This window comes from Flavobacterium tyrosinilyticum, from assembly GCF_023656565.1.
In the GTDB taxonomy this organism is placed as follows: Bacteria; Bacteroidota; Bacteroidia; order Flavobacteriales; family Flavobacteriaceae; genus Flavobacterium; species Flavobacterium tyrosinilyticum.
The window spans coordinates 31,684-44,907 of record NZ_JAMOKG010000003.1 but is presented as its reverse complement, the minus strand read 5'-3'; the positions used below and the strand labels follow the sequence as shown (position 1 = coordinate 44,907).

General features: G+C 34.4%; 4 protein-coding genes. 3 read left to right on the top strand and 1 reads right to left on the bottom strand.

The features are described from left to right. Nucleotides 1–44: 44 nt before the first annotated feature. Nucleotides 45–1,445 carry a tRNA uridine-5-carboxymethylaminomethyl(34) synthesis GTPase MnmE gene (mnmE, locus tag NCC77_RS14925; RefSeq protein WP_250837172.1) on the top strand — a complete coding sequence of 467 codons (1,401 nt, stop codon included), beginning with the start codon at nt 45–47 and terminating at the stop codon, nt 1,443–1,445. 117 nt (nt 1,446–1,562) lie between these two features. On the opposite strand, the gene NCC77_RS14920 is transcribed toward mnmE, so the two are convergent. Beyond that, nucleotides 1,563–3,239 carry a tetratricopeptide repeat protein gene (locus NCC77_RS14920; RefSeq protein WP_250836293.1) on the bottom strand — a complete coding sequence of 559 codons (1,677 nt, stop codon included), beginning with the start codon at nt 3,237–3,239 and terminating at the stop codon, nt 1,563–1,565. A 500-nt stretch (nt 3,240–3,739) separates the two neighbouring features. Between NCC77_RS14920 and NCC77_RS14915 the strand changes: the two genes are divergently transcribed. Both NCC77_RS14915 and NCC77_RS14910 read left to right on the top strand, forming a co-directional pair. Next, nucleotides 3,740–4,621, top strand: coding sequence for a tail fiber protein (locus NCC77_RS14915; protein WP_250836292.1), 882 nt, complete (start codon nt 3,740–3,742; stop codon nt 4,619–4,621). Nucleotides 4,622–4,631: 10 nt separating this feature from the next. Beyond that, nucleotides 4,632–13,190 carry a LamG-like jellyroll fold domain-containing protein gene (locus NCC77_RS14910; protein ID WP_250836291.1) on the top strand — a complete coding sequence of 2,853 codons (8,559 nt, stop codon included), beginning with the start codon at nt 4,632–4,634 and terminating at the stop codon, nt 13,188–13,190. Nucleotides 13,191–13,224: the final 34 nt, after the last annotated feature.

The window sequence follows — 13,224 nt, the reverse complement described above, 5'->3', positions numbered from 1 at the left end:
ATTGTACAGAAAAGAAATTAAGCCTTTTTTTATACCTTTGCAGCATGATAAATCAAGATTCTATAGTTGCTTTGGCTACACCTTCGGGAGCTGGAGCTATCGCCATAATTCGTATTTCTGGAGCTGAAGCTATTACAATTGGTAATTCGGTTTTTAAATCTATTAAAAACAAAGATTTAACCAAACAGAAAACGCATACACTTCATTTAGGGCATATTGTAGACGGAAGCAAAACGCTAGACGAAGTTTTGGTTTCGGTGTTTAAAGGTCCGAACTCTTACACTGGCGAAGATACTATCGAAATTTCGTGCCACGGATCAACTTATATTCAGCAGCAGATTATTCAATTATTGCTTCGAAATGGATGTAGAATGGCAGATGCAGGTGAGTTTACGTTAAGAGCTTTCTTAAACGGAAAATTAGATTTATCGCAGGCAGAAGCGGTGGCCGATTTGATTTCATCAGACAATGAGGCTTCTCACCAAATCGCGATGCAGCAAATGCGTGGTGGTTTTAGTAATGAAATTGCAAAACTTCGAGAAGAGCTTTTAAATTTTGCTTCTTTAATTGAATTGGAATTGGATTTTGCAGAAGAAGATGTAGAGTTTGCTGACAGAACGCAGTTTCACGAGCTATTAAACAGAATCGAATTTGTTTTAAAACGTTTAATTGATTCGTTTGCTGTTGGAAATGTGATTAAAAACGGAATTCCAGTTGCAATTGTAGGTGAACCAAATGTTGGTAAATCGACGCTATTGAATGCTTTGTTGAATGAAGAAAGAGCAATTGTTTCGGACATTGCTGGAACAACTCGTGACACTATTGAAGACGAATTGGTAATTGGCGGTATCGGATTTAGATTTATTGATACGGCTGGAATTCGTGATACTAAAGATGTTGTAGAAAGTATTGGAATCAAGAAAACATTCGAAAAAATAGATCAAGCGCAAGTTGTGATTTATTTATTTGACGGATTGAAATTTCAGGCTTCAAGTTGTGAATTCGTAAATGAGATTGAGCAGATTAAGAATAAATATCCGCTGAAGCCTTTGCTTATTGTGGTAAACAAAAAAGATATTTTGTCTGCTGATGAAGTAGCCAATATTACCAATCAGCTAGAAAACTTAAATGCAAAACTTTTATTGATTTCTGCAAAAGAAAAAATAGGAGTAGAGGATTTAAAGAATGAATTGTTATCTTTTGTTAATACAGGAGCACTTCGCAATAATGAAACAATTGTTACGAATACAAGACATTATGATTCGTTATTAAAAGCTTTAGATGAAATACAAAAAGTAAAATACGGTTTAGAATCTGGACTTTCAAGTGATCTTATGGCGCTTGATATTCGTGAAGCTTTATACCAATTTGGACTTATTACAGGTCAGGTCTCTAATGACGAATTACTTGGGAATATCTTCGCTAATTTTTGCATCGGCAAATAGAAGGAGCAAAGAAATACAAAATAAAAATAACAAAAAGAGCTAAAATGTTGGTAAATAATATTTTAGTTCTTTTTTTATTGATTTTTTTTGAATATCTGTTTGGCTCAGATCGTCATGTCATTTGTATTCTATGATCTCGAATAATAAATCATATCTCTCGCCTAATTTTTTCTTTAATCGCTGTTTGCTTTTTTTGATGGCATCGACTGTAACTCCTAATAAGTTAGATATTTCGGAGTTGTTAAGGTCTAATTTTTGCAGCATTATAATCTTAAGATTAGATTCTTTTAATTCTGGAAAATTTTTGACTACATAATTATAAAATTCACCATGCTGTTTTATAAACTCTTTTTTGAAGTTCTTCCAGTTTTCATCTGTCATCAAATGGGAGTCTAATATTTTGTCAAGTTTTGTTTTTTCTTCTTCAGACTGTACCGCGACAGAGTTTCTAATTTCTTCAAGTTCAGTTTCTAGAATAGATATCTGCTTGTTTTTGTTTTTAAGATATTCGTCGAAGGTTTCAATATTATAACTAGCATCACTAAGCTTCTGTTCAAAAAGAAGTCTGTCTTTTTCAAGTGTTATTTTCTTTGTTTTTAATTTTTTGTTCAATGAGGTGTAAGTAACCAGACTTAGCACAATAGTGAGGATGAGTATTAGAATAATTAGACTTTTTGTTTTTTCGCCTTTCTCTAATTGCAATCGAATTTTCTCATTATCAGTTTCATATTTCTTTTTTTGAATAAGCCAATGAGATTGCTGCAGTACCGTATTGCCATTGGTATTAAGAAGATATTCTTCAATTTGTTTAAGCTGTCGTCTTAGTAATAGCTCTTTCTGAGGATCTTTACCTCCTAGAACAATAAGTTTTAACTCTATTACTTCTTTTAAAGAACTTCTGTAGTAGGACTTTGAGCTTGCAATTTTTCCCGCTTTTTCTAAAATCTCCTCGAGTTCTGCAGTGTCTTTGACTTTTAAAAGAATTTTAGCCAATAAAATAGAAGCATACATCTCATTCTTTTCAATTTTAAATTTTTGAGAATAGAGAATATCTTGTTTTAAAAAGCGCACAGCATCTTTTAAATTTCCTTTTTCTTGGTAAATAAGCGCTTTGTCTCCTAAAATTTTTGCATACCTGATACTGTCGCCTATTTTTAATGCCATAGCTTCTGCATTATTAAAATAATACATGGCATTTGATAAATCTTTGTTTCTGAAATAACTGCTCCCAATTGCGTTTAAAACTCCCGCAGATTCTGAAGAAGGGTTTTGCATATACTGCAGCGCTTTTTTATAATAACTTATAGCAGATTTATCTTCGACCGTAGACATTATCCAGCCAAAGAATTTAAAAGTCTCTTCAGGCAAAATCATTTCCGAAGGACCAATCTGATTGCTTTCGTCCATCGTTTTGAGAACGATCGGGATAAGTTTATCTATCTGGCAGTAAAAATACAAGTACTTGGAATAATTTACCTGCGTCCAGATTATAAGACTTAAATCATTGCTTTTTTTAGCTTCTTGAATAGATTTTAAGTAATAATATTCGCTTCTGCTGTTTATTTTGTCGAAGAATAGAGAAAAGCCATTTGCCAGTAAGGCACTGTGTAAAATCTGTTCGTTTTTGCTTGAAGAATTTTTTAAAAAAGACAGTCGTTTTTGTAGTTCTACAGTGTCTTTTTTAGAATTATTTTCTTTGATAATGATAGCTTCTATTTTCTTAATTGACTCTGCACTAGACGATGATAGTTTTTGAGCGTGCAATTGTGTACAAAAAACAAAGGTGTATAACACAAAAAAGAAAATAATTTTTTTTGTACAGAAAATCATTTTGGAATGGGGGCTTATTATAGGCTGCTAAACTAAAAAAAATAAACGTTTTACTAAAAAAAAGTTAAAGAGAAAATCATGTTTTTTTAAACTAATGCCTTGAAAATCTTAAATATAAAATTTTTCTTATAAGTTCTGAAAATCTGGTAAGCATTGTACCAATTTAAAGAAAAAACTTTTTCAATGTTCTCCTAATTCTTTGAAAGAAATTTCAATCTAATCTCGCCGAAAAGAAATCATTGTTTTGTATGGCAACTCAAGTCTTTTTTTTGCTTTGAAATCTCTTTGCAAGGTGCAAGATGCAAAAGGATATTTTTTAAATGGCTAATATTAATGATTTAAGATTTTAGACCCATTGATTTGTCCCCTTTTTGTCTCTCCCTATTATTTAAGGAATTTTATTTTTTAAAATAAATTCGCTCCTTAACCAACCCCTTAAAATTTTAATTTTTTAAATGATATCTATGAAAACAAAATTACTCTTAATGTTATGTCTTTTTTGTGCATCTATTTCAAATTATGCCCAAAGTTCTGCTTCGCAGTCCGGAATTGCAGTACAGGGAATTGCTAGAGATGCAAACAATACAGCCTTAACAAATCAGACAATTAATCTTACGTTTACGCTGTATTATCTAGACGCTTCAAGTATCGAGCAGTTGATCAACAAAGTTACTAGAAATGTGACTACTGATGCGTTTGGAGTATTCTCTGATGTAATAGATCCAACTGCAGTGAATAACAGCCTAATTGCCAACAATACTGCTTATCTGAGAATTGAGAAAGGTTCAGAAGTTATTTCTGACGAAAAACTTCGTCATGTACCGTATGCAATTGCTGCCAACAACGGTGTTCCAACAGGTTCAATTATGCCTTTTATAGGAACTGTTGCTCCAGAAGGATGGGTGCTTTGCAACGGAGCCGCTCTTCCTACAACTGCTAAAGCTCTGATTGCGTTGGTCGGAAGTAATGCGCCAAACCTACAAGGTATGTTTTTAAGAGGTACTGGAACAAGTCCTGTAAATAATCAACCTGGACCGGCTTTAAAAGGAACACAAAACGATGAAATTCAGAGCCACTCACACGCAAAAGGTTCATTAAGTACCGATGCAGCCGGTAACCATAACCACGCAGATGGAATTTTTGATAAAGTTATGAGTATTACTGGAAATAATACTGTTAATGCAGTAGATGGTGATAGTCAATTAGTTCAACCGGATCTTGGTTATGCAAGAACAATGCCAACTACTGGTAATCATACACATAACATAACTGGTTCAACAGCAGATACTGGAGGAACAGAAACTAGACCTGTTAGTTACGGTGTAAATTACATCATTAAATTATAAAGCTGTAATTATGAAAAAAATAATTGCAGTTCTCGGAATGTTTGTTCTGGGAGCGGGACTTTATGCTCAAAACAATAAAGGAGCTAAAGTTGTACCCGTTTCGCAGGCCATTCAAAAAAATGGATTCAACATACAGGTTGGACTTCCATTTTTAGGGCAAAATAAGACTGGACCAAGGAAAACAAACCCTGCAGATATTCGCTTTCCATGGAGTACGCTGTATTTGTATCACACATTTGCAGAAGAATCTTTTAGTGTTTCAAAAGGTTTTTATGGTGATAAGGTTTTAATTGCTTGGAATTTAAGAGCCAATGAAAATTTGGTAAAAAGCATTAAGATTTACAGAAGGGTCTACACAGAAACGGGAAATCTTCCTTACAATTTAGTAGTCAGTCTATCTCCAACAGAAACAAATTATGAAGATAAATATGTAGAAGGGGGAGTTTTGTATGAATATATGTTAGAAGCGCAGGGAATTGCTGCAACTCCAATTCTTTACAGTACTTATATTACCGGAATTGGATACAGAAATCCTACGGCGGTTGTAACAGGAAACATCAGTTATAAAGGCGGAAATCCAGTTAAAGATGTTGTCGTTACCGCAACTCCAAATGGCAGCGGCGCTGTTAAAGGAAGTGGTCTAAATGTTCCTGCTTCTGGTTTTGTAGATTTAAGCGGTTTGAGTACATTAATTTCAAATTCGGCTACTTTTGAGGCTTGGGTAAAACCATCTAGCGCTTATACAAGTGATTCTGAAACAGCGATTCGATTGTTTAACATTTCGAGTTCGACAAGTGCAGATAATCTTGATGTTACTGTAAAATTAAACGCGGTAAGCAAATCTATTGATGTTACAATAGGCGGCAGAAAGTATACATTGAGAAATTATTTTCCTTCGGGTAATTTAAACTCAAGAGGAAATGATCTGCTTGTACCTGTTTCAGAATTTAATAGGTCTTTTGTTCATTTTTCTGTTGTAATCAATGATAATCAAGTTCCGTTGTTATACGTTAACGGAAGACAGATTACACAATCTTATGTAACAGAAGCTGACAGTAAATTAAGAGGTATTGATGCGTCTTATACTGCGCCTTATTTTAGTGCCGTAATTCCAACGGGCACCGTAAGACTTTCTGGCATAACTTGGGATAATGCTAAAGTGGGCGGTGGAAAATCTAGTTATATTGACGAAATCAGAATTTGGAAAGCCGCATTAGAATCGTCTGTTATTAGAACAGATTATTCAAGATTTATAAGCGGAAACGACTCTCGTTTGGTTACTTACTTGAGAGCCAATGAAAAAGCAGGAAGATTTGCTTATGATTTGTCTCGAAGCGGTTTTAATTATAATGAAAATCACGGTAAGCTTTGGGATGCCAATACAGCACAAGGCAATAGAGTATTATGGGCAACAGAAGCAGATAATTACCCAACAACTTCTCAATTGGGTGTTTTAGGAGTAACAGACAGTAAAGGAAATTACCAAATTAGTGCCATTCAGTATTCTGGTACAGGAGAATCTTATAACATTACTCCAATGTACGGCCAGCATAAATTTGAACCTAACCAGCAATTGGTTTATTTAGGTTTGGGTTCTGAGGTGGTTAATAAAATTGATTTTGTCGATCAGTCTTCGTTCAGCTTCAAAGGTGTTGTAGCTTTTGATACAAGAGGCGTTTTCCCATCTTATGTTTCTGTAGACGGCAAATCTGCCCAAAACGAAAATGATGCATGGGTTGGCGGAGGAGCTAATATTCTTGATGAAGGTTATAATTACTATGAAATAAATGGCGAAAAATTTCCTAAAGCTAAATATTGGAAAAATGATGCGGGAACTCCAAATGATAAATCAGACGATTATTTAGATCGTTATGCTTCAATTTACACAACTGGAGCAAATGTATATATTGACGGAAACATCGTTCTGGATGCCAATAACATTCCGGTTGTTACAGACGATAATGGTTATTTTGATGTAAGTGTTCCTATTGGCAAACATTATATTACAATCAAAAAAGACGGGCATCAGTTTGTGTATAACGGGCGTTTTCCTGCTGCTACAACTGAGTTTAAAGAGTTTTTTGAAGATGCGAATGAGCCAGTTTACTTTGTAAACAACACTAAAGTAACCGTAGTAGGTAAAGTAGTTGGTGGTTCTGTTGAAGCCGAAAAGCCTATTGGTTTTGGTGGTGAAGGCGTAGTGACCAAAACGATAATCGATTCTGGAATCACAAAAAATCTTGAAGTAAGCGCTAAAAATAATATTGGTAAGGCGGATTTTACATTAGGATACGCGCCAGTTGGAGCCAATGTGACCAATTATACCAAATTTAATTATACGACTAACACGGCTTCAGGAGAGTATAGAATTGCAGTAATGCCTTTAAAATATAATTTGGAAGCAAATGATTTGGTGATTAAAAGCAATTCGGGCATTTCGCTATTAAAAGCAGGAACTACAGAAGCATTTGATTTTTCTGAAATACCGGTTACTAAAACACCTGAATTTAAATACAAGGAGAATAATATCGATAAAACGTTAACAGGAACGCCGTATCATTACGAGAAAAGTTTTACGTACAGATCGACTCCTGTATTGCAGGTTATCGAACAAACTTCTGATAAAACGATCGATGTTGCAGGAACAAAAGTATCTACAGAAAACTTTGCAAAACCAATTTACACGCAGTTTATGGCGTACAAAATTGTAATGAATCGTTTTGAACGTTACACCAATAATGATTCAGGAACAGCCGTTGAAGTAAAAGTTCCTGTAAAGGATGGTGAATTGGTGAAAACAAATAATCTTGCTTTACAAGATTCTGAAACCATTACAGCAGATGGAAGTACTTTAACGTACGCTTTTAAAGCAGGCGTACCTTCAATTACACCTCCATTTGAAATCAAAAACAGTTTAAAATACCGATTAAACGAAGTAGATTATCCTGTTGAGAACTTTAATGATACCGGAATCATTTTAGGAGGTGCATCAGATGGCAGCCAAACTTTTGTTACGGAGGCTCCAGATGTTCCTGCCATCATTTTAAGAGACCCACCTGGTTCAAATAGTTTTGCGACTATAGAAAAAGGAGAAAGTATTTCTTTTACCTCTGAAGCATCTTTGTCACATCAGGAAGGATTTACCCAAAACGTTAGTGTTCATGCAGGATTGCATTTTGAAGTTAGCGGCGGTATAGTTCCGACACCAGTAGTAGAAGCAACAGCAACAAATAATGCAGATGTTGGAGTTGGACTTAACAATACTTCTAATGATGGTAAAAGCGTCACAAGTACTTTTACTTTCAGCAAGGCAATATCAACTAGTGATGCAACAGATTATGTAGGTTCAGATGGTGATTTATACATCGGAAACTCTAAAAATATGTTTTATGGTACTTTTGATAATATTGAAGCATCTAAAAAAATACCTGTAAAAACGGTAAACGGAGTTACAGTAGAATTGGGAGCTAATGAATATATAAACTTAGGAACTGCTATTGATCCTATTTATGTAAGCAAGCAAAAAGCACTGATTTTAAATGATCAAAACAGTCCTACATTTTTCGTATACTCGCAAAAACATATTTTGAGTACATTAATTCCAGAATATGAGCAATTTATTACTGCAAATCTAAATGGACCAAATCCTGGTTCAGAAGAAAATAAAAGAAAAAGGGATCAGTATACTGAAAAAATCAGGTTGTGGAGAAAGATAATACTGGAAAACGAAAAGAATAAATATATTGCAAAAAACTCACCTGAGACATACAAAGCAGGTTTAGCCGGAGTTGTAACCAAGTTTAAGAATGAAATAAGCAGCGTTTATGATAAGGTAAATGATCCAGTTGCTAAACAAAAACTAACAAATCAACTAAATCAATCCAATACGATTAAAAATTTATTGGAATCTAATTTCCTAAAAAATGTTTCATTTGATGCAGGTTTGGGTTCTTATACACAAAGTGTTGAAACAAGTATTGTAGCAGCAGAGCCTACATCTTATAATCTTGTGATAGATCAATCTGTAGCTGCAGAGCTTGGATTCCTTTTTAATAAAGTAGGAGTTGTTAGTAAGACAAACTCTTTCTTTCAACAGGATATTAATTCTACATTATCAGAAGAAAAAGCAACTACTACAAACATAAGTTACACGATTAAAGATAATGATAAAGCCAACTTTTTAAGTGTTAACGTAATCGATGCATTCGATGGTAATGGTCCAATATTTATTAATCAAGGAGGTAGAACTTCTTGTCCGTATGAAGATGCAGAATTAACTCATTTCTATAATAAAAGTGAGTACAGTGCCACAGCAGCTGTTATTAATGAACTGCCAGAAGATAAACGTGAAAAGTTAAGTTTTGCTACTCAAAAAGTTGAAGTTCCGGTACTTGCCGTAACAGATAACGATATTACAAATGTAGTTGAAACTAAAAATGCTGAGTTTGAATTAAAGCTTCAAAACAACAGTGTTTCGGGTTCTGATGCTGATTTCTTATTAGTTGTAGATAATACTACTAATCCGAATAATGCCTTAATTAATATTGAACCAAACGGAACAATTGTACACGTGCCTTATGGAAAAGAAGTTATTTATAAACTGACTTTAGGAAAATCTATTTCAGATATTTATGAATATAAGGACATCAAAATCAGACTGCAGTCATTATGCGATGGAGAAGATGTAAGTTCTGAAGTGTTTATTTCGGCAAGTTTCGTTCCATCATGTTCAAGCGTAACGGTAAACGCGCCGCTGAATAATTGGGTTTATAATAGAGAAAAAGCGCTAAATGTAGACGGTACAACAAAGCCGTTGGCAATAAACTTGAATGGATACAATACCAAGTTTAAAAGCTTCAAAAAAATTGATTTGGAGTATAAATTAGCGACAAGTCCAAATTGGATTCGCCTTCATACATATTATGGTACTCCAGAATTTTATAATGAAGCAGTAAGCAATAATGAAACTCAAATTTCATCTATTGGTGCTGCAACAAGCTTAACGTACAATTTTGACATTGCTGCTTTACAATTAGCAAATGGAAATTATCAAATTAGAGCAAGAAGTACTTGTAGCAATAATACCGAGTTTATATCTGAAGTTATTTCTGGATTGGTCGATTTAAGTGCGCCTCAGTTATTTGGCACGCCTCTGCCTACAAATGGTATTTTGAGTGCGGGCGAAGACTTGAAAGTAAGCTTTAACGAAAAAATTTTCTACAACCCTGCGGTTAGCACAATTGAGATAAAAGGGCAGACGAATCAGTTAAAAATTGATCACAATGTAAGTTTACGTTTCGAAGGAAGCAACAATACAGCAGTCATCAATAGCCCTCAAATGAGTGCTGGAAATTTAAGTTTTGAATTCTGGATGAATAACGAAACGAAAAGTTCAAGCGCTTCGATTATCTCTCAGGACGGAGGTTTAAACATTGGATTGAAAAGCGGAAATATTTCTTTCTCATTAGGAGATGTTACTGTTCAAGGTGGTTTTAAAAATGATAATCTATTCCACCATTATGCTTTTACATACAACAGCAGTAACGGTGATTATCGAATTTTTGAAGATGATGTCGAAATTGGTGCTAAAAGCGGTAAAGCCAACGCACAATTTGCCAATAACAATGCTTTGGTAATTGGAGGCAATACATTTGTGGGAAATATGCACGATCTTCGTTTATGGAACAAAACATTAACCAGAGAAGAATCGTACGCAAAAATGTACGCTAAATTAATGGGTAACGAAGCTAATCTGGTTGGCTACTGGCCAATGAATGAAGGAAGAGACGCTTTGTCTAAAGATCTAGCAAGATTTAAACATGCGACTGTAAATGCTTCATGGGATATCAAACCAAAAGGAACTTCTTACGACTTTAGCAACGGACAATACCTAGCGATGGACCATGTAAATTTTGTTCAAATAACCAAAGAAATGGACGCTACGATGGAGTTTTGGATTAAAACTGGAACTTCACAAGAAGCTACTATTTTCTCAAACGGAAAAGGCGATGGTTCTGATGTTGTTCAAAGCAACGGACTTTCTAATAAATGGTCTGTTGATATGAATAATTCTGGAAATCTTTTGTTAAACAGCGAAGGCAAATCGTATGTTTTAACCACAAAAGGACTTTCTGATAACGGATGGCATCATGTAACGCTATTGTTTAACAGAACGGGATCGCTAAGAACGTATGTAGATACGCAATTAGTATCTTCTAACCAAATGACGGCTATTGGAGGTTTCTCTGGAAATAAAATTTGGCTTGGAGCGAGAGGAGCTCGTGATCTTGCAGGAAAAGAAACAGTTGATCGTACTTTTACTGGTAAAATAGACGAATTCCGTTTGTGGAATACACTTCGTAATGTCGAACAAATCAATAGAGACAGTTATAATGAAGTTGATGTTGAAAGCATTGGTTTATTATTGTACTCACGAATGAATGTTCCAGATCCGGTTACAGCAAACGGACCGAGATATTATCATGCAGACGCCAATCAGACTGTAGTGGTGAACAATGCCCTTTTAAGCAGCGGAAATGTAAATTATTCTAATGATACACCGGCAATAAAACCAGAACGCCAGCTGGTTAAATTTGTAACCACAAATGTTATTAAAGACGGCGAAATGATTATTGCGCCAGTTATTACAGATTGGGCATCATTAGAAGGACAAATCTTAGATATTACCGTTCATAGAATGTTTGACAGCGCCAATAATATGCAGGAATCTCCTGTTACTTGGACTGCTTATGTAAATCGTAACGAGGTGAGTTGGTTTGCCGAAGGATATAATGATATTGTAGATCTTACTAAGAATAGTGGCGAAACCAAAAGTTTTGATATTACATTGGTAAACAAAGGAGGAAAACAGCAGCCTTACGTAATTGGCAATGTGCCAAGCTGGTTAAGTTTAAGTAAAACATCTGGAAGTATTGATCCTAATAGTAAAACTATCATCAAAGCAACTGTTGATCAAGATTTTGCTGTTGGAGAATACCTTGAAAATTTATACTTGCAAACTGATTTTGGTTTTGATCAAAAACTACAGATCAAATTAAGAGTATTGGCACCAGAACCTAATTGGTCTGTTGATCCGACTCATTTTGATTACAGTATGAATATTATCGGAAAAGTAAAAGTAGATGGTGTACTTTCTGCCGATTCTTATGATAAGATTGCTGCTTTTTATAATGACGAAACAAGAGGATCTGCAAAACTGGTTTACAATGAAGCTTATAAGGAATATTTTGCCTTTTTAACCATTTACAGTAATACAAATTCTGGTGAAAATCTGAAATTTAAAATATGGGATGCTTCTCAAGGTAAAATTTTAGAAGCTTCAGTAGAGACTAATCCGTCTATTACTTTTATGAATAATGAAGTCTTAGGAACTTTAAGCAAACCTTACATTTTTGCTAATTCAGGTTTAATAGAGCAAGAAATTAAACTAAACAAAGGATGGACTTGGATTTCTTTAAATACCAATGATGCTAATTTTTCAGATCTAAATGCATTAACGAAGAATCTAAAATTAGAAACTTCAAACCGTATTTTAAGCCATTCTCCAGCTTTATTGGAAACTTATTTTAAAGATAGTTCAAACCCTGCAAATAGTGGCTGGTCTGGAACTATCAGTGCAAATGGAGGACTTTCTTCTTCTAAAATGTATAAAATAAATGTAACCGAAGAACAGACTTTAAAAGTAAAAGGAAAAAGTGTAGATGTTGCAACATGGAGTTTCCCTATTAAAGAAAACTGGAACTGGCTTGCTTATCCTTTAGGATCAAACCAGACTACCAATGAGGCTTTGGCTTATTTTGATGCTGCAGATGGAGATGTTATCAAATCGCAGAATTTGTTTGCTATTTACGACCCAGTCATCGGGTGGAACGGAACCTTAAAATACTTGGAAGCTGGCAAAGGTTACATGATTAAATCAAGTAAAATTCAAACTTTTAAATATCCTGATAATTTAGAAAAAAGCAAAACAGGAAAATCGGTTTCAAATGGTGAACAGGAAACAATCGCATCAGAGTTTACACAATATTCTCAAAACATGAATGCTGTTGTTTTACTTCCAGAAGGATATGATGAATTGTTTGTTTATGATACTAAAGGTGTCTTAAAAGGAAAAACCAGAAATCAGATGGTTGATGGAAAAGAGTTGAGTTTCATAACCATTTTTGGTGACGATACCGAAGAATTTTCATTTACGCTTGGAGATGGATTTAATAAAAAAGAAACTTCTAAATCATTCACTTTTAAAGGAAACGAAGTACTAGGTACAATTGCGAATCCCGTAATTTTAGAAGATGTGTCGAAAACAGAAAACAGTATTTATCCGAATCCATTTGGAACAATTCTGAATCTGGAACTTAATGCTTCTAAAAAGCAGGAAGTAAATGTGCAGCTTTATTCTATAAATGGTCAATTGGTATTCAGCCAAAGAGCTGTTATTGAAAACGGCCTCAATCTGATTTCAATTTCTCCATACATCGCTCAAGGAGTATATATTATTGAGGTTACCGTTGATGGAAAACTAATAAGAACTAAAGTTATTAAAAACTAAGCAAACACTAAATTGAGCTCCTAAAACAGCTGTA

Coding starts and splice junctions, on each gene's coding strand:
- mnmE (WP_250837172.1), top strand. CDS start 45: ATGATAAATCAAGATTCTATAGTTGCTTTGGCTACACCTTCGGGAGCT.
- NCC77_RS14915 (WP_250836292.1), top strand. CDS start 3,740: ATGAAAACAAAATTACTCTTAATGTTATGTCTTTTTTGTGCATCTATT.
- NCC77_RS14910 (WP_250836291.1), top strand. CDS start 4,632: ATGAAAAAAATAATTGCAGTTCTCGGAATGTTTGTTCTGGGAGCGGGA.